The sequence below is a fragment of the Flammeovirga agarivorans genome, assembly GCF_012641475.1.
Taxonomy (GTDB): Bacteria; Bacteroidota; Bacteroidia; order Cytophagales; family Flammeovirgaceae; genus Flammeovirga; species Flammeovirga agarivorans.
The window spans coordinates 1,149,414-1,172,445 of record NZ_JABAIL010000001.1; the positions used below are offsets into that span (position 1 = coordinate 1,149,414).

A 23,032-nucleotide genomic window follows, 5' to 3' on the forward strand; every position below is an offset into this window, starting at 1 on the left:
AGGTCATCTCTTTTTTCTAATTAGGGTTATTGATATGAAAAAACTATTATTACCATTTTTATTGCTCGGCTTTTCAACTACTTTATTCGCTCAAGAGAAAAACGCCGTAGAACTATTTTTTAAGAATGCTGAAAAATTTAGAATGGCAAAGGATTATTTACGAGCAATCGTTGAATATGAACAAGCTATAGCCATTGCAGATACATCAGCAAAAGTACATTATTGGAAAGGCGTTTGTAACCTATTGGTACAAGACAGTGCAAAAGCTGTTGACGATTGGGATAGAGCATTAGCACTAAATAAAAGCTATATGCCAGCATATTCAGCCATTTCAAAAGTATATCAAGGGAGTAAAGATTACGATAAATACAAAGCGAATGTAAATGCTTGGTTGACGGAAGAAAAAGATCCATTTAAGCAAGTGAATTTATGCTTAGAAACGGCTAATTTCTTTACAGCTGAAGAGATGTATGCAGATGCTCATGTGTATACTAAAGAAGGGTTGAAAATCTCTCCAAATAATGTAGAAATCCTTTACTTAGATGCTAAAACATCAAATAAGATAGGGAAACATCACGAAGCCATCAAAGTAATTGATCAGATACTGACTCAGTTTTCTGAAAATGCTCCAAAGCCTCAGGTAGCAAAATACTATTATGAAAAAGGTATCGCACTGTATGCTTTAGAAGATTACGACAAAGCGATGCCTGTATTAGAATTTGCCAATGTTGGTCCTTATAAGCCATTAGTAACAAAGCTAAAACCAGATTACTATTTTGCTGTAGCTAGTGCTTATGAAGATATCTATGAGTTTAGCAAAGCAAAATCATTGCTAGATAAGGCAATGAAAATTGATAAAAAATATATCAAAGCAAATATTTTACTAGCTGATATTATTGTTAAAGAAGAACACCATCATAAAGGGATCCACCTTTTTGAATTAGGGTTAAAAGACTATGTAGGAAATGAAAAAATTTACCTTAAAGCCTATATTGAGTTTATTGATATCCTTTTATGCTCTAAGAAATATGATGAAGCATTAAAATACGCTAACGAATGTTTGAAGAACTTTAAAGGAGTAAGAGAAGTAATGTTCCATAAGGTAGTAGCATTACATAAATTAAGTAGGAGAGAAGAGGCAATTGAAGTTGGGTTAGATTTGATGTCAGATTCAAATATCACACCTCAAGAATTTGTAAAATATTCTCTTTTAATGGGACATGTTTATGGAATAGAAAATCCAATAAAATGTAAGCAGTCTCTTCAAGATGCTAGAAAAGGACCATACTACCCTGTAGCATCTTATTCACTAGAATATTACGCTAAGGTACAAAATGATAATGCGCTTTAAGCAATACTAAGATATATACAAGAATAGGGGATATCTCAATACACTGAGGTATTCCTTTTTGTTACAAATAAAAGGGGAAAGTGTACTTTACTCAGAGTGTAATATGAAAAGAATAAAAAAACACCCCGCACATTTCTTGCGAGGTGAAATAACGTTTTGAATTAGATCTTAGAACTCTTTCATTCTAATAAGACCCGATATAAGAAAATGTGTGATAAATAGTTTTCGCATTATTAATCATCCATCTTCATTAGAGCTAGTTTTCAGTTAGTTATTTTTTAATAGTTAGTAAACTTATGATTCGTTAAGCACAAGTATCTTACAGATGGAAAATAATTGCGTTTAATTATAATGTAATGTTAATAACTTTAAATATTGATTCAAAGTGTATTGTGAAATAAATGGATGTTGGCGTATAAATTTAGATGATTGATAAAATGAAGGGGTTTAATTGTGAAATTTGTAATGGTTTTTCTTAAAATGTAAATGGTAATAGTTGTTCGTAGCTTTTTGAAATTAGAAACTTAAAGAAGTGAAGTTAAGGTCGGTGATATATTTCAATACCATTATTCTTTATATGCTTTATTAATTTCTCGTTGTCTAGTTGTTTGAGATCTATTAGATCAATTAAATAGGGAATGTTTGTTTTTTCTTCGATATGTTCTTTTACTTTAAAAATAAGTGAGGAATCAAAGTCTCCATGGATGCATATATCTATATCTGAGCCTTTTCGAAAATTACCCAAAGCTCTGGATCCAAAAATAGATGCTTTATCTAGATCTTTATACAATCTAAATGTTTCTATTAACTGAGAAAAAGATTTGTCTCCTATTCCAAATTGATTAGTTATTAGCATTATTCAAAAATTCAATAAGTTTCGAGATTTCATTAAAATAAGAATTTACAACAGCATTAGTAGCTTTATGGAATAATTCCTCATTATAAGTATGTGATAATAAATTCCTATTATTTAGCATTTCTAACCATATTTCACCATCATCAATAATTTCATAATGAAAAGATTGCCTAATGACTTCTTTTGGTGTATTCGCAATTACACTTTCACTTTTTAGATAATCTTTTAAATACTTCCATTATAATTCAAGAGTGTATTCAAGCCTTTGGGCTAATCCCTCTTAGATAGATCATCTAATTCAGGAAATCTATTTATTGCAGAATGAAGTTGATTATATGCTTTAAGAAGATTTTGAAAACGTTGTTTCCAGCGAATATCATCTTCCATAATTTATATTGTAAACTTTAATTTAAAAAGAAGCTATATATTATTGAATAATATATAGCTTCTTTTTAAATAAATATTTTTTATTTACTATCCGATTTTTTCAACTTTAAATTGACTCTTCTCCATCGCTCTTTTCTTTTCTCTAAGTTTAAGTAATTTTCCTTCTTTATGATGTTTGAAATAATTGACTCTAAGTTTAAGAGCTAATGGAACAAAATATAATGATGTTATAATAACACAAAGTAGTAATAGGTCATTAACATATAAATTAGCAACCAATGTCGTTGTGAGGAACAATATTGATGCAAAAATAATTATTGCACTTGAAGCTGCATGTGATAAACCTGTTCTAATTAGGATATGATGTATATGTTTTTTATCAGGTGAGAAAGGTGATCTGCCTTCAAATACTCTAATTGTAAAAATTCTTAGAGTATCAATAAAGGGGTAAATAAATAAAGCAATAGCTACGCTGATAGGATCTTGTATCTTGTAAATATTTGAAGTGGCTAATTGATGGTCAACATTGATAAATAAGATGAGAGAAACAGAAATGAAGAAACCTAGTAATAAAGCTCCTGTGTCTCCCATGAAGATACTAGCCTTACCCCAATTGTAATATAAGAATCCAATACAACCACCAAACATCGATATCATTAACACAGCTAAAGAATGTTCACCAATTAAATAAAACCATCCTCCAAGACATAATGATATTAAAGCTGCAATACCTCCAGATAAACCATTAATACCATCGATTAAGTTAAAAGCATTGGTCAATGCTATAATCACAAAAATTGAAAAGGCATAACTCAACCATTGAGGAAAGTATATTTGTGGAACTAGAGTGTATAATGAGTCTATATGTATATCACCTAATACAACAACTACTGTAGATGCCATAATTTGTATATATAACTTATTCTTTGGACTCATCTCTAACATATCATCTCTAACACCCATAAAGAAAATAAGAATGATACCAAAGAACATGTACCTGAGTTCTGAAGCAACTTGGGCTGGCATCCAAAGACAACAACTTAATATAAATGCAAGAAAAATACCTACTCCACCCATAGCTGGTATAAGTTCAGTATGAACCTTTCTACCACCTATATCATCAAAAACATTTCTTTTAGAAATAACTTTTCTGACTTCAGGAACAGCAATTAATGCAATAGTAAGTGAGGTTAAAAATGCTAATAAAATTCGAAGCATAATAATTTAAGTTGTTTGTTTAATGAGAACAAGCATCAAGCCAAAATATCAATATTTATTGAAAAAGAATCTTAAGGCAAAGATAGTTATTTGACAGTAAGTATTTGTCATTAATAAAAAATAAAGCACTTAATTTTTATTAAGTGCTTTATTTTTTAGCGTTCAGCAAGAACATCTACGTTTTTGATAAAGTCTTGATAGGTAAGTGATATTCCTTCTTTTAATTCTACTTTATGTTTCCAACCCGCTTGATGTAATTTAGAAACATCCATTAGCTTTCTTGGTGTACCATCGGGTTTAGAAGAGTCCCACACTAATTCACCTTCAAATCCGACAACTTCCTTTATAGTTTCAGCTAATTCTTTAATACTTAAATCTACACCTGTTCCTACATTTACAAATTGTTTTCCATCATAGTTTTGCATCAAGTAAAAACATGCTTCAGCTAGATCGTCTACAAACATAAATTCTCTTAAGGGAGACCCTGATCCCCATACTTCTACAGTGGGAGCATTATTTACTTTTGCTTCATGAAACTTCCTTAAAAGGGCTGGTAAAACATGAGAGTTTTTAGGGTGATAGTTATCATTATAACCATACAAGTTTGTAGGCATTGCTGAAATAAAGTTACAGCCATATTGATCTCTATAGGCTTCACACATTTTTATGCCAGAGATCTTTGCTATTGCATACGGTTCATTAGTAGGTTCTAATGTGTCAGTAAGTAAATATTCTTCTTTTAATGGTTGAGGAGCCATTTTAGGATAGATACATGACGAACCTAAAAACATTAACTTCTTTACTTTATGAACATAACTCTGATGGATTACATTATTCTGAATCATCAGGTTTTCATAAAGGAATTGTCCTCTATAAACATTATTAGCAAGTATACCACCTACTTTAGCGGCTGCTAAAAAAACATAATCAGGCTTTTCTCGCTCAAAAAATGATGCGACAGCTTGCTGGTCAGTAAGGTTTAATTCTGAGGATGTTTTTGTGACAATATTAGAAAACCCTTCTTTATTTAATTTTCTAACAATTGCAGAACCTACCATTCCTCTATGGCCAGCTACATATATTTTTGAATTCTTTTCCATGATGTTTTTGCTCCTTTAAACGTTTTAATCATCAAAAGCCCACGAAATAATCCATGAGCTTTTGATGATAACATAAATATAGTGATATTTTATTCGTATTGATTTAAAATATCATGTCCACCTTCCTTCAAGTATTTATCCTTCTTAAATAACTTAAGATCAGATTGCATCATATCTTTCACTAATCCGTCTAAATCAAACTCTAATTCCCAACCTAATCTTTCTTTAGATTTAGTTGGATCACCAATCAATAGATCTACTTCAGTAGGACGGAAGTATTGAGGGTCAACCTTTAATACAACTTGTCCAACTTCAACTTGATATTCAGGGTTGCTACAAGACTTAATTTTTGCAATTTCATTAACACCTTCACCTTCGAATTCTAATTCAATTCCTACTTCAGCAAAAGACATTTTTACAAAGTCACGAATTGTAGTGGTTACACCAGTGGCAATAACAAAGTCTTCAGCTTCATCCTGTTGTAAGATTAACCACATTGCTTTAACATAATCCTTTGCATGTCCCCAATCTCTTTTAGAGTTTAAGTTACCAAGATAAAGAGTATCTTGAAGCCCTAAAGCAATTTTAGAAACGGCTCTAGTAATTTTACGCGTAACAAAAGTTTCTCCACGTATAGGAGACTCATGGTTGAATAAAATACCATTGCAAGCATACATATTATAAGCTTCACGGTAATTTACTGTTATCCAATAACCATACATCTTGGCAACAGCGTATGGGGAACGAGGGTAAAAAGGAGTTGTTTCTTTTTGAGGTACCTCTTGTACCATACCGTATAGTTCAGAAGTTGAAGCTTGGTAGATCCTTGTTTTTTCAGTTAAACCTAATAATCTAACAGCTTCCAAAATCCTAAGAGTTCCTAATCCATCAACATTACCAACATATTCAGGAGTGTCAAAACTTACACGCACATGAGACATTGCTCCTAAGTTGTAAATTTCATCAGGCTGAACCTCTTGGATGATACGCGTTAAGTTCATTGAATCAGTAAGATCACCATAATGAAGTTTAAGTCTTACATTGGTCTCATGAGGATCTTGATATAAATGGTCAATTCTATCTGTATTGAACAAAGAAGAACGACGTTTAATACCGTGTACTTCATAACCTTTTTCCAGTAAGAGTTCTGTTAAATATGCACCATCTTGACCAGTGATACCTGTAATTAATGCTTTTTTCACTTTGTTTAAAATTTATGATTTAAAAAAACTGAGTAACTTTTGATAGATTTTTTAATATAAGAGTTGATAGACCTCCTACATTATTATTGTTTAAGGCCCAATAATCTTCTTTTAATTTTTTCCAAATAGCCTTAATGTTTTGATTACTTGCTCCTCCAATTCTCATTTTTACCATTGTAACAGGCATATAAGATGATGATACCTTGTATTTACCAAAATATCGGAGAATTAACTCATAATCTGCTGCTATTCTTAAGTTAGTATTATAGAGACCATATTTTTTATAACACTCATTTTTTAAATACAATGTTGGATGTGGTGGCATCCACCCTTTGCTTAACTTGCTAAAGGTGAAATCAGAGCTTACCCAATTCCTAATTATTTTATAGGGGTTATCTGCATTTACATAATGTAAATCTCCATATACTGCGTCTACTTTATTTCTTTTAAAAGTTTCAACTAACTGGCTAATAACATAAGTTGATGCGAAAAAGTCATCAGAATGCATAAACCCTACTACATCACCAGTAGCATGTTTAATTCCTTTATTTAGAGCATCATAAATCCCTTTGTCAGGCTCTGAAATAAATGTGTCAATTCTTTTTCCATATGACGATACCATTTCAATAGTGCCATCTGTCGAACCTCCATCAACAATAATATATTCGATATTTGAGTAATCCTGAGATAACACAGAATTGATTGTTTGTTGGAGTGTTTCTTTATTATTATATGAAGCTGTTATTATAGAAACTTTCATAAAAAAAAGATTTATTCTGTAAGTTGAGTTTCAACTTTTTCTTTAAAATATTCTAAAGTTCTTTTAAGTCCTTCTTCCCGTCCTACTCTAGGCTCCCAATTTAAAATTTCTTTAGCTCTGGTAATATCAGGACGACGTTGTTTAGGATCATCTTTAGGTAAGTCTTGATAAATAACTTTACTTCCCGAATTGGTAAGTGAAACAATTTCTTCGGCAAATTCTTTTATGGTAATTTCTTGTGGATTACCAATGTTAACTGGTTGATGTTCATTAGATAAAGTGAGTTTGAAAATACCATTTACTAAGTCATCGACATAACAGAAAGATCTTGTTTGTGAGCCATCACCGAAAACGGTTATATCCTCACCTCTAAGTGCCTGTGACATAAATGCTGGTAATGCTCTACCATCATTTAATCGCATTCGAGGACCGTATGTATTGAAAATTCTTACCATACCTGTATTTACGCCGTGGAAGGTATGATACCCCATTGTAATGGCTTCTTGAAAACGTTTTGCTTCATCATATACACCTCTTGGCCCAATTGGGTTTACATTACCCCAATAACTTTCAGGTTGAGGGTGTACATTTGGATCACCGTATACTTCAGAAGTAGAAGCAATAATAAACCTTGCATTTTTTACTCTTGCTAAACCTAATAGGTTATATGGTGCCAATGAACCCACTTTAAGAGTTTGTATTGGCATTTCCAAATAGTCTATTGGGGAGGCAGGAGAGGCAAAATGTAATATATAATCAAGGTCTCCAGAAACGTGAACAAATTTTGTGACATCATGATGAACGAATTCAAAGTTCTTATTTCCAAAAAAGTGTGAGATATTTTCTTCGCTACCTGTTAAGAAGTTATCCATGCCGATAACATAGTAACCTTCTGATAGGAATTTATCACATAAATGAGATCCTAAGAAGCCTGCAGCTCCTGTGATTAATACTCTTTTCATTATTGATTTATTAAACGTTTCCTGATTTTTACTGCAGGATTTCCTTGATATATACTATATTTCTCTAAGTCTTTATTTGCTACAGAATTTACAGCTAAAATAGAATGACTTCTGAGAGTAACACCTGGGCATACTACCGATTTGGCTCCTACCCATGTACCTTCTTCTAATGAAATAGGACCTATGATGAGGTCAAAAGTAGATCTTTTATAGTTATGATTTCCACAAAGTAATAATGCACCTTGAGAAATACATACATTATCTTTAATAACTACTTCAGCAAGGTTGTCAATCCAAACATTTTCTCCAATCCATACGTCATTACCAATCGTTAACTTCCATGGGAATTTAATATTTACTGATGGCTTAATCATTACCCCATTACCTATTTGAGCACCAAAAAGACGTAAGATTATGACTTTAATACTAGAAATTGGGTTGTATGAGTTTTTTAGAAAGAGTAAATTACAGAAATACCACAAAACTTCAATAAACTTATTCTTCCCCCTGTGAAAATTTGAATTTTTATAGTTTTTTAATTGAACTTTTACTGACATATTTTTAGTTAAAAAGGTCTAAATATTTTTCTCTAAAATGAGCTGATTCGATGAAATTACAAGCTAATGTTCTTGCACTTTCTTTCCGTGTCAGCCATTGTTTATTTGTTTCGTGTGCTAATTTTAAAAGAGTATTTTCCCATATTGAAGTTTCGAGATCCAATGTATAACCGGCATTACCTAAATTTTGCCATGGGGTGTTTTTACTTATGCAAATTGGAATACCGTTACTCAGAGCTTCAAATATAGCATGACCAAAATTTTCACCAAAAGTAGGTAGTATAAAAAGATCATAAGATTGTAATTTTAGATCAACTTCCTGGGGAGTTATGCTACCTTTAAAATTAACTTTAATATTGGTAGGAAGATTAGAAATTGCTCTTTTTAGTTCATAATAATATTCACTTTCTTTAATTGGCCCGAATATATCATAAGTAATATTTAATTTTAAATTTTTTAAACTATTGATAATAAGAATATGATTTTTTTTTCTAGCGATAAGACTAATAGTGATAAGTTTTAACCTATCATTTTCCTTTTTATTACTTGTAAGTTTGTTGCTTAGCCTAGGAATATTTGATATAATATCGACCTTTTTACCATTTCCTATATATTTTTCTATGTCTTCCTTTTCAACTTTATCAGTAGCATGCCAAGAAATATTTTTCTTTTTAAAAAAAGGTCGTAAAATTGCCAAGTATAGTTTTTTTTTAGTGCTTTTTAGAGCTAAGGCACCTTTTTGTAACATTCCTCTAGGAGCAACAATTACTTTTTTCTTTAAAAATATAGCAGCCATTAAGGGATAAATAGTATATACAAGAGAAAATATTCCTTGAATGTATATAATATCAGCTGAGCTTTTTTTAATTAAATTATAAATTATTTTATATTGTTGAAAGTTTTTATCAGCATAAAACACTCTGCTTTTATGTTCAAATTCTACCCATTGGTTTTTTTTTATATTTAATTTTTTTCCATCAAGGTCATAGCAAGTGGTATAAATAAAAAAATCAACATCATTTTCTAATAACTGTACTAAGTTACTACATGATTGTATTGGTCCACCTGCTTTAAAAGCAGGTGAAAAAAAATCATAAGAAAGAAATACTTTAGGTTTATACATTTTCTATTTCTTTATATAGGTTTTCATATTGTTTTGCAATGGCATGTATATCATATCTTAAGACATTTTCTTTTCCTTTAATGATAAGTTCTTCTTGCAGTATAGGAGATTCAATTATTCTAATAATGCATTCTCTGATATTCTTAATAGAATATGGGTTAACCAATAAAGCACTTTCTCCTGCAATATCTTTCATTGGAGATAAATTACTTGTTAAAACAGGGATACCAATAGCTTGTGCTTCTAATATTGGCATACCAAAGCCTTCATATATAGAGGGGAAACATAATAGATCAGACTTACTATATATTTCTAATACTTCCTTATAATTTAAATTTTGATAATTTGTATAATTTAATTTTAAGTCCTTCGCAAGTGTCTTCTGCTCTTTGGATAAGTTCCCAATAATATTCAATTTTAGATCTAAGGATTTTAAGCTGTTAAAAATTCGTGTCAAATTCTTATTTGTCTTTGTTCCAATAATTAAAACCGTGAACTTGACATTTTGTTGTTTTTTTATTTGACTTAAATATCTGAAGTTTATAGGATTAGGAATAATAGTGATTTTCTTTTTTGCCCATGGGGCAATTTTTAGAACCTCTTTTTTTGTGAAATTTGAAATTACTGTAATTTTTTTTGCAAATAATATAGGTAGCCAAAACCAGAATAATTTTTTTATAGAGTATGAAATAAAATTACCTTGAAGAATAGATTTAACATCATGTATTGTTAAAATAGTTTTTGAGCCTAAAAAAGGGACAATATAATGTACATCGCCAGTTACATGATTTAGTTTATTGAAATATTTAATGCAAAATAAACAATTTAAATAAATTTCTTTCATTGAAGCTTTGCTGTAAGGAAGTTCAATTTTTATCGAATTATAATTTGTTAATTTTTTTGATATGCTCTTGAAAAGCTCTTCAATACTATAAGCATACTTTCGTTTTTTTCTATAAAATAGATTGACTTTCATTTATTTAATTGTTGTTTGAATCTTAATTAACAAATATACCACAAATAATGATTTTAATAAGTGGTTTAATACAACAACTAATTCAGTTTCTGCTTTTATTACTTGTAGAAAAATTAAAGGTAGAAAAAAGAGTAATATTTGTTTTTTAAATATAGAATAATAGAGTCTATTCCATATCAATGAGAGAAAATATCCCCATATTATCATACAAATGAGTGATCCAATTTTACCGAAATTAGCATAAAACTCCCCAATGATACTTAATCCCATTGATGTGCCTTTTCCTAAAGATAAGCCAGTGTATTTGATGAAATTTTCTTGCCCTCCTGCTTTTTTTTTATTTGGATTTATGAACCTAGGTAAGATAGCTGAGGAAATAGCATTTGTAATTGTTTCCCCTTCAGCAAAAGGAGTGTTTTGAGGAACATTTTTCATAATTGATGAAATAATCCACCCTTGATTTAACCTAATATTTAGGTTGTTTAAATTTTCTTTATCTTGATAATAACTTACATCATTAGTGTATAAAATTTGAAGAAAAAGTTCTATTTTATTACCAGAATAGTTGTTCCAAACAAAACTTCTATATGTTGATTTAATAAACTGTATAGAAATTATAGAAATTATTCCAAAGGTAATAAGGAGTGTCTTGATTTTGAAATTAGTATTATGATAAATACACCAATACATAAAAATGAATACAGCCCATATAATTAAATCATGAAACAGAGCAGTTGTTAATGCATGGGAGATTAAGTAAAAAATTATACCAATAAAAATGTATTTATCTCGAACTTTTTTTGAAGAAATTAAAATTATTGCAGAAATAAATTTTGTTTGTGATGTTAAAAAGAGGAAAAAATATAAGCTAGGAGGAGATATAATTTTAAGTAAATCAGAGATTATTCCAATTAATAGAAGTCTATAGGCATAATTTAAATATGAGGTAGGATTTATCGTAATACTAATTTTTTTTCGATTATATAATAGTATTGTTGTAAAGATAATTACACAAGGGACAACAAAAGACATATAGGTAGTTTCATCTACATACATGTAGTACTTATAATGGCTTATGTTTGAGTTATAGCTGTTATAAGGACCAATAATCCATTGTAGACACATTAATAAACAAAGCAATTCTAGTATTGGAATAGATTTACCCAATTCATCTATGAATTTCCAAATAATATAAAGAGTAAATATTATGCCGATATATGTCCAAAATGTCATTTATTTTATCTGATTTTTTCGTTTTTGAAAAGGGAATTATTTTTAATGTGAGGTGATTCTTGTTAATACATTTTTATATATTTCTTCACAATTAAAAACTGTATGTTCTTCGTGTTTTATTTTAGAAATATTTTTTATAATACTATTATTTATTGTTTTGAAGTCAATTGAAATAATTCTAGGTAAACTATCTTTTTTATAATAATCAATGCCTTTTATTTCTTTCGAGTACCATACTTCTAAACCACTTGCTATGTATTCGAATAGCTTATTAGGTGCATTGTAAATATAGTTTGGTACATGCCCTTTGTATAAAATTATTCCTATATTGTAATTAGATAATACTTTATTTAGATTTTGATATGGAATAGCTTCAAATATTCTTATTTTATTATTAATTAAATGAGTTGGGAAATTATCAGATGTCATTAAATAACAATCAAAGATATATTCAACATCTAAATTGTTTAGAAAATCAATAAATTCAACAATATATGAAGTCTTAGGCTCTAGATTATATCCAACATAAATAAATTTCAATGTTTTTGTATTTATCTGTTTTTTTGAAGTCCAGTTTTTAGGAGGGTAATTAGGTGATACTAAGATGTTATTACTAGTAATGTTGCTGTCTTTTTTAAATAATCTAGCTCTTTGTTCATTTGTTTGATAAATTGTGAAATATTTATTGTAACATAATGTTTCTATTTTGTGGAAAAATCTATTTAATAGCATACCCTTTCTATATTCAGGTAAACTAGTGTACTCATGGTAATGAACATTAATTTTTTTGTTATAAATAATACAATAAAGTATTGCAGAAAATGAACTAATAGTCTCATAATAAATGATATTATTTGGTTTTTTTTTATTTAATAAAAAAAAGGTTTTAAAATGGAAGTTTAAATAGGTTAAGAACCTGCTAAATTTATTTTTATTGATGTTGTTTTTGTATCTATAAATTGAAATTTTTTCGTTTTTATATTGAAATTTTTTTGAAGATGTATTTGTTATACAGATTACATTATGTTTACTTATTGTGTCTAGTAAATTTTGGATTGGTGGATACTCTTCTAATGGATAGAAGTGTATTATTGCTAGATCAGTCATATAATTTCATTAAAATAAGATTCTAATATATTTATTCTATCAGAATATTTGTAATTCGAAGAAATAGATTTGTTGTAAGCATTTTGTTTTATTTTATATGCTTCTTCTTCAGATAAATTGATGATATGTTTTGCCTTACTTATTAAGTCATTATTGTCATTATAATAAAAACACTCAATGTTTTCTTCAAAAAAAGAGGTTTGTTCTTTTGAATAAGGATTTAACGAAATACAGCCAAAAGCAGGCATTTCAAAAGTTCTCATATTATGACTGTCTTTGTTTTGATTCCTGAAAATATTCAATTGAAATCTATATTTTTGAGCAGTAGATAAATATTCTTCATTATGAACTGCGGGGAAAATTTTGATAAATTTATTTTCCTTTATGTGTTTTATCCAATTATTACCATATAAATGCATCATAATTCCGTTATTTGTTAACTGTCTTATTATTTGAGCCCTATTATTATCAGGATTACCAATAAAACAACCAATCTTTTTATCATGATATACTTGATTGACTTTAGACCATTCATATCCAAAAGGAAGCCACTTACATTGTACATTAAATTTATTTATTAAATTTTTTTGTATTTCCTTTGAATAACTTAAATGTAAGTCATATAGTTTAATAGAGTTTAAAACATTTTTATTACCAAAACCCCTTGATTCATAAATATATGGATGATCGCCATTATAATTAACAATTTTAGCAGTTGTTTTATTTTTTAGATAACTTATTGTTGAAGGGTAAATTTCCATACCTTTGAATATCCAAATGATATCATAATCATTTAAAGCAATTTTCTTTAAGGCAACATTAATTTTATAATAAATATTACTTAGTTTTAATCTGAATAAGATTTTATTGAATATATTACGATAATAAAATTCGTTAAAAATATCATGTGATTCAAAAATTTTTATATTGTAACCTTTTTCTTTTAAAAGATTATAATAAAAATAATCTGTAGTATTATTTTTTTTGCTTCCAATAATAAGAATTTTCATAATTTATAAGTTAGCTAAAATGCTATCAATTTTATTTATTTGTTGAGACATACTGTTAGAGTGTGCATATTCAATTCTTTTATAAAAAAGGTTTTCATTATGAAAATCAGAATAATTATTTTTCAAATGATTAAAGAGATCTAACATTTCATTGTCATTTTTTTTTGTCATTAAAATTAAATTATTATTACGATATGTCTCTATATCTATACTAATTATAGGTTTTCCTGTATTAAGATATTCTATTAATTTATGGGAATTTGATCTATCTGATAAATGTGGGATATTCTTATAAGTTAAAAAAAAGAAGTCCATATTTTTAATGTCATTTGCTAATTCACTGCCCTTTTTTATTCCCTTCAGAATGACATTATTTAAAGTGCTTAATTTTTTGATAAAATGTATTGCGCCATTATCATTTTTACTGTAGGAAGGACCCCATAAATAAAAATCTACATCAGTATTTTGTGATACTAATTCAAGAAAAAGATCTCTATCAATAGCTTCTCTTATGAGATTGCCTACATACCCAACTTTAAAAGTTTCATCTCTGTTTTTCTCTTTGAAAGAATATTTTTTTGAAGAGTTGACAAAGTCATTTCCTAAGCCGTGATTAATAAAATATTTAGGTTTTTTAATTTTATTGAATGAAGATAATATTTTTTGTGAAACAGAAAATATTACATCAGCGGTATTTGCAACATTAATTTGTTCTTGTTCAGTGATTGGATCTACAGGATGAAAAATTTTTGTTTTACAATTAAATACATTTAAATCGTTAAAAATATTTGGATCAAAACACCATACTATATCTCCTTTTATTTTATAATTTTTAAGAATACTTTTGACTTTACTTTTAATAATTAGATTGAAAATGAATCTGCTTTTATATCTAAGTGTAGTAGGTATTATTAATTTGTAATCAATAATTCTAATTTTATTGTAAATAGAATTTGATATATTCTCTTTATTACTAGGTGGGTTTATAAAAATAACATTGTTATCTTTTGCTAATTGTATTGCATAATGATGTTTCGATACTTGTATTGAATTCCACTTTTGTGGTGATAATATAATTATAGTTTTGTTTTTTAAATAATTCATTTACAAATAGAAAAAGAATTTAGAGTATTAATAATGTGATCTAGTTCTTTAGTTTCTAGTTCAGGATATATTGGTATTGAAATAATTTCTTCAGTAACTTTTTTAGCAATTGGGAAATTATTTTCAATATTTTCATTTTTGTAAACATCTAAATACGGTAGCGGAAGAGGATATTGAATAGCTGATGAAATATTATTTTTTGCTAATTCTTCTTTTATCAAATTCCTTTCTTTATGTCTAATTACAAATAAATGGAAGACATGTCTGTGATTGTTATCTATGTTTGGTAATATAAATTGATTATTAATTTTCTTTTTATAGTATTTAGCGATTTTAATTCTTTCTTCGGTGTTACTTGCTAAATATTTCAATTTTGCAGATAAAATTGCAGCTTGAATCCCATCCATTCTACTATTTCTTCCAATTGTTATATGCTCATGTTTTTTGTCAAGTTGACCGTGCTGGGAAATCATTCTACATTTTAAAGCTAATTCTACACTATTAGTTATAATTCCCCCTGCATCACCATACGCACCTAGGTTCTTTCCAGGAAAGAAACTAAATGTACCGATATCTCCAAATGTTCCTACTTTTTTATTATTGATACTAGCATCATGAGCTTGAGCACAATCTTCAATAATTTTTAAGTTATATTTCCTTGCAATCAAAGATATTTGTTCCATTTTCGCTGGATGGCCATATAAATGAACAGGGATAATAGCTTTAGTATTTTCATTGACTTTCTCTATTATTAAACTGGGATCAATAGTAAAATAATCTTCTAAAATATCAACAAATATAGGTTTAGCACCTACGTTATTTACTGCTTCAGCGGTTGAAATCCAAGTAAGTGCAGGGACGATAACTTCATCACCTATACCTATATTTAAGGCTTTTAACGCAATTTCTAATGCGTCAGTACCATTTGCACAAGCAATACAATGATTTGTATTATGAAAATCAGAAAAATCTTGTTCAAATTGTTTGACATATTTATTCGAATTAGTTCCTATAAACGCTCTGTCATTAATGACACTTTGTATTGATTTATCAATGTCATTTTTAATGTTGTCGTATTGTTTTTTTAAATCTACAAATTCAATTTTGTTCATGTTATTTTAATTTAAATGCTGGATTACCAATGTATGTACCAGGTTGATCTATATTTTTAGTTACAACACTTCCTGCTCCAATAACAACATTGTCACAAACTGTTACAGGTAGAATAGTAGCGTTACTGCCAATTGATACGTTATTACCTATTTTTGTTTCCTTCCACTTTGATTTGTCGCCATTTGCAGGGTGCCCATCTTCAAATAAATCATTAATAAACATTACCCCATGGGCAATTACAGTATTTGAGCCTATTGTAACTAACTCACAAATAAATGTGTGCGATTGAATTTTACAATTACTGCCAATTGTTACATTTTTTTGAATTTCAACAAAAGGTCCTATAAAGGTGTTCTCTCCAATATTACAACCATATAGGTTTACTGGTTCAATGATATTTACATTTTTTCCAGTTTTAATATCATTAATACTAACTTTTTTTATGTTCATAGCTTGATAGCGTTATTGTAAAATTCTTCAATTATCTCAACAGTTTTCAGTCCCTCGAATCCAATTGTAGATATCTTACCGTTATTATTCAATACATCAATAATATTCTCATATACTTTATCATGGTTTGACATTGATCCTTTATATTCTCCATAAGAATTAGGAGGGTTGCCTTTTGGTAAATTCTTTATTGTAAAGCCATTAGAAAATTGTTGATACTCTAATTCATTTAGGTATTGCCCTCCAATTTTAACGGTGCCTTTTTCTCCAATGATAGTTAAGGAACCTTCCATATTTTTATTTGTGGTATTTACTGAATAATTTATAGTACCAATTGCTCCAGAATAGAATAGTAATGATATAACTCCACTATCTTCAAACTCAATTATATTATGGTGATTATAGTTTTTTGTAAATCCATATGTTTTTTTTACGTCACCAAACATCCAATACAATAAATCAATAAAATGACTAAATTGAGTATAAAGTGTGCCGCCATCAATACTTTTAGTTCCTTTCCAAGAATCTTTATAATAATTCTCGTTTCTGTTCCAAAAGCAACTAAGTTGTATTGAAAATATTTTTCCAAATACATCATTGTCAATTAATTTCTTTATTTCTGAAACTGGAGGATTATAACGATTCTGCTTAACTATGAATAATCTTTTATTTGACCGTTCTGAGGCTTTTATCATTTCACCACAATCATTTAAGTTAATTGCCATTGGCTTTTCACAGAGCACATGATATCCAGCATTTAATGATTTGATAGTATGTTCTGCATGTAAGCCATTAGGAGAACATATTGCTACAACATCTATATTGTTATTATTTGTTAATAACTCTTCGATGCTATTGAAAGATTTACAATTATATTTCTCAGCCAATGATCTAGATTTGTTCTCGTCAATGTCACAAACCCCCCATAATTCACCAACATTATTAATGTGTTCAGCATGTCTTTGTGCTATTCTGCCACAACCAATTATCGCAAAGTTTATTTTTTTATTTTTCATCTATCTAAAATATTTTCGTATTTTTTCAGTTTTTTTTAAAAATTCCATATACTTTTTTTTCAATGGAAGGTCGGATTTGAAATCGTTATGAGATCTAGGAGGAGTATTCATAATTGTTTCAAACTCAGAGTTACTTAAACCTAATTTTTTTAGAATATACTCTTTGTCATTTTCGAGTTCATTTGGAAGGTACAAAGGTTGTTCTAACTCTTTAATAGCATCTTCTCTAGTAATCTGACCAGAACAAATAAGCGTACTTAAATGAGCTTTTCTTTTATCAATTCCAAATTTTTCTGGTAGAATATAAGCTTGATAAAATTTAGTGAAAATAGATTCATAGTGTTTACCCCCGTAATCTCTCCAATTTAACTCATCTGATATTATTTTTTTTACTTCATCCTTTTGATAATCTACATAGTTTAAAATTGAAAAAGGGTTCAATTTTAAGAAAGAGTTGTAATAAATGTACTTGAATATGTTAAAGGTAGGGTAAGTTTTCAATTTTACATTACCATATTTATTATGTATATCTTTAAGATTTAAAAAATCTAATTTATGATATAGCCATGATTTAGGCATGATAAATTCAGTTACGACATTTGTACCACTAATAACATGTGAAATGTTGTGCTCTTTCGCTAGTTTGTACATTGAACTAAAAATAGCATGGTCACTAACAACTTCAATATCAATAACTGATGCTTTTAGGTAAGATAGTTGAATATCTTTAAACTCGTTCCAATCTATAACAAGAGTATGTAAATCAATATCAAGTTTATTGACAATATTTTCAATATTTGATACTGCTAATTCAGAATTCCATCCATTATCTAGATGTACTGCTAGTGGTCTTAATCCTAATTTCTTTACTAAAAGTGCAACATATGTACTATCGACTCCTCCACTTAATCCGATTAAACAGTCGTATTTTTTTTTTATTCCATCTTTTTTAATTTGAGCAACTTTTTTTTCTAAATATTGACTTCTTAATGGTTCATCTAATAAAGTTTTATTTTTTTCTTTTTGGTATTCGAAATAATGATTAGATATACCATCCTTGTCAAATGATATCAATTCGTCAGTTGTGTCCATGACAGTTTTTGAACACATTTGATACTTTTTCTCAGAGGATTTTAAAACTTTTGGTTCTTGCATTTGTAGAGATTAAAGATTATAAGTGAAGATTTTATTAAGTTCTTCTTGCTGTGGATAATTTATTAAGATACCTTTTTTGTTACTTGTGTAAACAAATAAACTACCTGCTCCACAAGCAGAAGCACCATGTTTAATAGAGTTACACATGTCTTCTAATGATTTCGCACCTCCATTTACAACCAATGGAACTTCGCAGTTTTCTGCAATTTTTTTTATTAAATCTAAATCATATCCTTGATATGTACCTTCTCGGTCTATATTATTTAACAGAACTTCGCCAGCTCCTAATTCTTGAATATTTTTCAAGTGGCTTATAATGTCAATTTTCGATTTTTTTTTGCCGTTTTGATATCTTAGCATGTATTTATTAGACCAAAAACTTTTTTTTATATCAATGCTAACGACAACACTTTGTTCCCCGTAAATTTCAGCAATTTGAGAAATGATTTTTGGTTTTGTAAATGATGCTGAATTAATAACGATTTTTTCAATACCACAATTGAAAACTTTTTTAGCTTTATCTAAAGAATTTATGCCTCCTCCATATGAAATAGGCATAAATGCTTCTGATACTATTTCTTCAATTTTTTTATAATCAGGTTCTTTATTCTTTTCTGAAGCTTCGATATCTAAAATACTGAGTTCATCTACTTCTTTATTATTAAAAATTTTAACTGCATTTATTGGGTCGCCAATATAGTTTGGTTTACTATATTTAATAGTTTTTACCAGTCCACCATTTTTTAGTAATAGAATTGGAATTATACGTTTTCGGGTCATAATTGAATAAAATTTTTTATGATTTGCATACCATATTTGTGACTTTTTTCTGGGTGAAATTGTAAGCCAAATATATTTCCTTTTGAAATTGCACAAGGAAATTCATATCCATAGTATGCTTTAGCTAGTATATCAAGTTGATTATGGCATTGAAAATGATATGAATGAACAAAATAAAACCTAGAATTTATGTCAAGGTTTTTACTTATTGGGGTTTCTTTAATAAAGTTAGGAATTGACCAACCCATGTGAGGAATTTTGTGATTGCCTAATTTTGATTTTTTAAATTTAATAACTTCCATATTAATTAAACCCAATCCTTCAGTTGTGCCCTCTTCACTATTATTACCTAAAAGTTGTGCACCTAAACAAATGCCTAACAGGGGTGTATTATTATTTGCTTTATCTTTAATAATGTCAAACAGATTTAATTCATGTAGTTTTTTCACTCCATGATCAAAGGAACCAACACCAGGTAATATTAATTTACTTGCTTTCTTTATTTCATCAATATTCGAGCTTATGATACATTGTCCTCCAACTTTTTTTATAATATTTTGAATTGATTTAATATTTCCAGCATCGTAGTTTATTATTGTTATCATATTTTCCAATCTTTAAATTCTAAATTGGTAGTTTTTCTTAATTTATCTATGTCATTAACTAGAATTGATTTAATTCTAATAATTTCATTTTTATCTATCTCTCTTTTTTTCCAACCAATAAATATATAGTTCCTTAAGAAAGATGAATATTCAATTTTTTGGAATACTTTTTTTGGTAAGCCTTTTTTGATTAATTTATAAATTAAAGTTTGTTTAAATGATAAAGGGAAAACTTTTTTACCCTTATTATCATTGCTAATAAAGTTAAATGTATTTTCTTCTTTAATCTCATCAACTCCTAAAAAGTTGAATATTTTATTCATTGTATAAAGACGATTATTGTTTAATTCTTCAGTTGTTATTATTAAAAATTGATCTATAGAAAAGTATTTAAGATATTCTGTTAATTGCATATAATACATAGAAGTCTTCAAATAGTTTTCCGACTTAATATTATACTCGATTTCTTTTTTTGTTTCACCATAATAATTTTCACTAATTTGAGATTTATACCTTTCTATCGGATCCCTAAGTAAATAAATGAATTTCACATTTGGGATGTCATTTTTAATACGTTTTGGTATGTTTTGGTAATATTTATTATGACATTTACTATAGTTTTGAGAGCTTTCTCCCCTGACTTTGTAATCTGAATCAAATTGATTTAAATACCAGTCTTGAGTTTCTTTTTTGAATATAGCATCGGTGTAATAATCAATTTCTTTTTTTTGTGACATAAATATATCTGGGTGCAAAGATAAATAATTATGTAAACTAGTTGTTCCTGATTTCATTGCACCAATTACTATTAAATTTGGGAATTTCTTCATTTTTCTTTTTTATTATAACCTATATATTCGTATTCACTTTTATGAAAGATACACTCTTTTTTATTTAATTTTTTTAGTATTCTAGCGGGGTTGCCTCCTATTACTACAAATCCATTATCAAAGCTTTTAGTTACAATTGCACCAGCTGCAACAATTGTATAATCTCCTAATATTACACCCGGAAGGATAATTGCACCCATTCCTATCCAACAATATCTACCTATTTCAACGTTTTTAATAATATGTTCTCTGTTATCGTATAAACTATGATTTGCAGTGATGATTCCTACATTAGGAGCAATTTGAGTGTAGTCTCCTATGGTAATCTTTCCCATAGCTTGGATATAGTTACCAGGACTATAACCTGGAGAGGTTTCAATTCCACATTTAATATTTTCAGGTTTGTATACCTTGCTTGTTTGATGAATAGGCCAATTAGCATTTTGAGTTGTTTTTCTTACTTTTTGTTGATACCACATGTCAAAAGTAATGGGTGTTTGTGTGTTTTTAGTTTCGATTAGGAATTTAAATCTATTTAGAAAGGGTAAAAACCTTCTAAGTATAAAATTAGGAGTTAATTTTAGTATAATTATTTTGATTCGATTCATTTTGAAAAAGTATAAGATCTTAAAATATAAATAATATAAATAAAAGAAAAGTTTATAGAATAAATACTAATAATTGTGAAGTTGTCAAATCCTAATTCAAAACCTTGATGTAAAATAATTATATTCGATATCATTAAATATACATGTAAAACTAGATCTTCTTTTAACTTGTTTTTAATAAAATAAGAATAAGATAATGGTGAGACAATTAATTTCAATAGATACAAAGGAATTAGAATTTGAGCTAGATTACCAGCGTCTTTCCAAGTCTCACCAAAAAAGAATGAGAAAATAATTGGACCTTTAAACATTACAATTATTAATGGGAGTACTGATATTAAAAATAAACTTTTAAAAGTTTTTAAAAATATTAAATTAAAATTCCCTAAATTATTATAGTCAGAGATTGCTTTTTCTTTAAACACTTTTGCAATGTTATTTCCAATTAATTGAATCGGAATACCTAACATTCTTGTACATAGATTATAGACTCCTATAAATTCAGGTGTTGAATAAATGCTAAACATAAGGATCGGAGATTGACTTGTCAATCTATTCATTAGTTCAGATGGTACTCTCATTAGAGGGAAAGACTTATATTGTTTTATTTTTAATATGATAGTTTTTGGATTAAAATTTTTGATATCTAATTTCTTGATTATGTTACTATTTAAAACAAAAAATATGAATTGTATAAACTGGCTTAGAATTAATGCAGTAAAAAGGCCTCTTTCATTTTTGTATATATAATAAGAAATAAATGATATTATTGGGGTTGAAATACTTTGAATAATTGTTGCTTTAGAAATTACATTAAATTGTCTATTTCTATTAAGCCAAGTTGAAATTATCTCAGATTGACCATTTAAGAAATAAGTTAATGGCAATAAAAAATAATATTTTATTGCTATAGATTTGTAAAGGAGAATAATAATTATTACGAAATAAGTTACCGTTCCAATTAAATTTAAAAAAATATTAAGGTGAACAAGTTTAATACTTTCGTTATCATCTTTTTCTAGAATTATTGGTTGTAAATACTGAAAACTTGAAAAAAGATTTGTAATTGTACTGATTGCAATGAAAGATCCTAGAATTCCATAATTTTCCTTTGTATATAATCTGTAAAGTATTGGAGCTGATAAAACAGTGAATATTTGTGCTATTACAGAAGAACTGACTAAAGTTAGTGTGTTTTTTATGAAAGGATTTTCGTTGATGTTTTTTTTTATTTTTTTAATCATGATTTTAGAATCTAAATCTTGAATAAAAGTCTAATTTATCCCGATACTAAATACTTTAAAGCCTTCATTTTTCAATGCTTCTTTATCTAAGATATTTCTACCATCAAAAATATTCCCTGGTTTTAATACTGTAGAATGGATTTTTTTCCAATCATACGTTCTAAATTCATCCCATTCTGTTAAGATAGCAATAGCATGTGCATCCTGAGCTGCTTCGTATGGATCATTGACTACTTTAACTCTTTCTCTGATTTCTTCTGAAGAGTGTGTATTCAAGTATTCCAA

At 28.1% G+C, this 23,032-nt stretch carries 24 protein-coding genes and 1 pseudogene; 1 reads left to right on the plus strand and 24 read right to left on the minus strand.

Annotation, left to right across the window (positions count from 1 at the left end; genetic code table 11):
• Nucleotides 1-34: 34 nt before the first annotated feature.
• Nucleotides 35-1,351, plus strand: coding sequence for a tetratricopeptide repeat protein (locus tag HGP29_RS04695; protein WP_168881189.1), 1,317 nt, complete (start codon nt 35-37; stop codon nt 1,349-1,351).
• A gap of 538 nt (nt 1,352-1,889) precedes the next feature.
• On the opposite strand, the gene HGP29_RS04700 is transcribed toward HGP29_RS04695, so the two are convergent.
• The 24 genes and pseudogenes from HGP29_RS04700 to HGP29_RS04815 all read right to left on the minus strand — a co-directional run.
• Nucleotides 1,890-2,207 (minus strand): nucleotidyltransferase family protein, encoded by a 318-nt coding sequence (locus tag HGP29_RS04700; protein WP_168881190.1) that lies wholly within the window; start codon nt 2,205-2,207, stop codon nt 1,890-1,892.
• Nucleotides 2,194-2,433: pseudogene (locus HGP29_RS29115) on the minus strand (HI0074 family nucleotidyltransferase substrate-binding subunit); the annotation flags it as partial. The pseudogene HGP29_RS29115 and the gene HGP29_RS04700, both read right to left, overlap by 14 nt.
• Nucleotides 2,434-2,681: 248 nt before the next feature.
• Nucleotides 2,682-3,812, minus strand: coding sequence for an MraY family glycosyltransferase (locus tag HGP29_RS04710; RefSeq protein WP_168881191.1), 1,131 nt, complete (start codon nt 3,810-3,812; stop codon nt 2,682-2,684).
• Between the two features lie 155 nt (nt 3,813-3,967).
• The gene (gene fcl, locus HGP29_RS04715) at nt 3,968-4,912 is read right to left on the minus strand and encodes a GDP-L-fucose synthase (RefSeq protein ID WP_168881192.1); all 945 of its coding nucleotides are present in this window, start codon (nt 4,910-4,912) and stop codon (nt 3,968-3,970) included.
• A gap of 89 nt (nt 4,913-5,001) precedes the next feature.
• A complete protein-coding gene (gene gmd, locus HGP29_RS04720) occupies nt 5,002-6,114 on the minus strand; it encodes a GDP-mannose 4,6-dehydratase (RefSeq protein ID WP_168881193.1) in 1,113 nt (370 codons plus the stop codon).
• Nucleotides 6,115-6,133: 19 nt separating this feature from the next.
• Complete coding sequence (locus HGP29_RS04725) at nt 6,134-6,874, minus strand: glycosyltransferase family 2 protein (RefSeq protein WP_168881194.1); 741 nt, start codon at nt 6,872-6,874, stop codon at nt 6,134-6,136.
• A gap of 11 nt (nt 6,875-6,885) precedes the next feature.
• Nucleotides 6,886-7,836, minus strand: coding sequence for a UDP-glucuronic acid decarboxylase family protein (locus HGP29_RS04730; protein WP_168881195.1), 951 nt, complete (start codon nt 7,834-7,836; stop codon nt 6,886-6,888).
• Nucleotides 7,836-8,393 (minus strand): WcaF family extracellular polysaccharide biosynthesis acetyltransferase, encoded by a 558-nt coding sequence (locus HGP29_RS04735; RefSeq protein ID WP_168881196.1) that lies wholly within the window; start codon nt 8,391-8,393, stop codon nt 7,836-7,838. The genes HGP29_RS04730 and HGP29_RS04735 overlap by 1 nt, the downstream gene beginning before the upstream one ends.
• Before the next feature lie 4 nt (nt 8,394-8,397).
• The gene (locus HGP29_RS04740; RefSeq protein ID WP_168881197.1) at nt 8,398-9,516 is read right to left on the minus strand and encodes a glycosyltransferase; all 1,119 of its coding nucleotides are present in this window, start codon (nt 9,514-9,516) and stop codon (nt 8,398-8,400) included.
• Nucleotides 9,509-10,492, minus strand: coding sequence for a glycosyltransferase (locus HGP29_RS04745; protein ID WP_168881198.1), 984 nt, complete (start codon nt 10,490-10,492; stop codon nt 9,509-9,511). Before HGP29_RS04745 ends, HGP29_RS04740 begins: the two co-directional genes overlap by 8 nt.
• Complete coding sequence (locus HGP29_RS04750) at nt 10,493-11,725, minus strand: hypothetical protein (protein WP_168881199.1); 1,233 nt, start codon at nt 11,723-11,725, stop codon at nt 10,493-10,495.
• A gap of 42 nt (nt 11,726-11,767) precedes the next feature.
• Nucleotides 11,768-12,832, minus strand: a complete 1,065-nt coding sequence (locus tag HGP29_RS04755; RefSeq protein WP_168881200.1) for a glycosyltransferase family 4 protein — start codon at nt 12,830-12,832, stop codon at nt 11,768-11,770.
• Entirely contained in the window at nt 12,829-13,842 is a 1,014-nt protein-coding gene (locus HGP29_RS04760; RefSeq protein ID WP_168881201.1) for a glycosyltransferase family protein, read from the minus strand. The genes HGP29_RS04755 and HGP29_RS04760 overlap by 4 nt, the downstream gene beginning before the upstream one ends.
• Before the next feature lie 3 nt (nt 13,843-13,845).
• Nucleotides 13,846-14,946, minus strand: coding sequence for a glycosyltransferase family 4 protein (locus HGP29_RS04765; RefSeq protein WP_168881202.1), 1,101 nt, complete (start codon nt 14,944-14,946; stop codon nt 13,846-13,848).
• Entirely contained in the window at nt 14,943-16,058 is a 1,116-nt protein-coding gene (locus tag HGP29_RS04770; RefSeq protein ID WP_168881203.1) for a DegT/DnrJ/EryC1/StrS family aminotransferase, read from the minus strand. The genes HGP29_RS04765 and HGP29_RS04770 overlap by 4 nt, the downstream gene beginning before the upstream one ends.
• Nucleotide 16,059: 1 nt before the next feature.
• The gene (locus tag HGP29_RS04775; RefSeq protein ID WP_168881204.1) at nt 16,060-16,509 is read right to left on the minus strand and encodes an acyltransferase; all 450 of its coding nucleotides are present in this window, start codon (nt 16,507-16,509) and stop codon (nt 16,060-16,062) included.
• Nucleotides 16,506-17,525, minus strand: coding sequence for a Gfo/Idh/MocA family protein (locus HGP29_RS04780; protein ID WP_168881205.1), 1,020 nt, complete (start codon nt 17,523-17,525; stop codon nt 16,506-16,508). Before HGP29_RS04780 ends, HGP29_RS04775 begins: the two co-directional genes overlap by 4 nt.
• The gene (locus tag HGP29_RS04785; RefSeq protein ID WP_168881206.1) at nt 17,526-18,680 is read right to left on the minus strand and encodes an N-acetyl sugar amidotransferase; all 1,155 of its coding nucleotides are present in this window, start codon (nt 18,678-18,680) and stop codon (nt 17,526-17,528) included.
• 9 nt (nt 18,681-18,689) lie between these two features.
• A complete protein-coding gene (locus tag HGP29_RS04790) occupies nt 18,690-19,460 on the minus strand; it encodes an AglZ/HisF2 family acetamidino modification protein (protein ID WP_168881207.1) in 771 nt (256 codons plus the stop codon).
• Nucleotides 19,457-20,065 carry an imidazole glycerol phosphate synthase subunit HisH gene (gene hisH / locus HGP29_RS04795; protein ID WP_168881208.1) on the minus strand — a complete coding sequence of 203 codons (609 nt, stop codon included), beginning with the start codon at nt 20,063-20,065 and terminating at the stop codon, nt 19,457-19,459. The genes HGP29_RS04790 and hisH overlap by 4 nt, the downstream gene beginning before the upstream one ends.
• The gene (locus tag HGP29_RS04800; RefSeq protein WP_168881209.1) at nt 20,062-20,895 is read right to left on the minus strand and encodes a sulfotransferase family protein; all 834 of its coding nucleotides are present in this window, start codon (nt 20,893-20,895) and stop codon (nt 20,062-20,064) included. Before HGP29_RS04800 ends, hisH begins: the two co-directional genes overlap by 4 nt.
• A complete protein-coding gene (locus HGP29_RS29060; protein ID WP_168881210.1) occupies nt 20,892-21,503 on the minus strand; it encodes an acyltransferase in 612 nt (203 codons plus the stop codon). The genes HGP29_RS04800 and HGP29_RS29060 overlap by 4 nt, the downstream gene beginning before the upstream one ends.
• Nucleotides 21,500-22,747: a lipopolysaccharide biosynthesis protein gene (locus tag HGP29_RS04810; RefSeq protein ID WP_168881211.1), complete on the minus strand. Its 1,248-nt coding sequence runs from the start codon at nt 22,745-22,747 to the stop codon at nt 21,500-21,502. Before HGP29_RS04810 ends, HGP29_RS29060 begins: the two co-directional genes overlap by 4 nt.
• A 30-nt stretch (nt 22,748-22,777) precedes the next feature.
• On the minus strand, nt 22,778-23,032 hold a 255-nt coding region (locus tag HGP29_RS04815), incomplete at its 5' end, for a UDP binding domain-containing protein (RefSeq protein ID WP_317169931.1).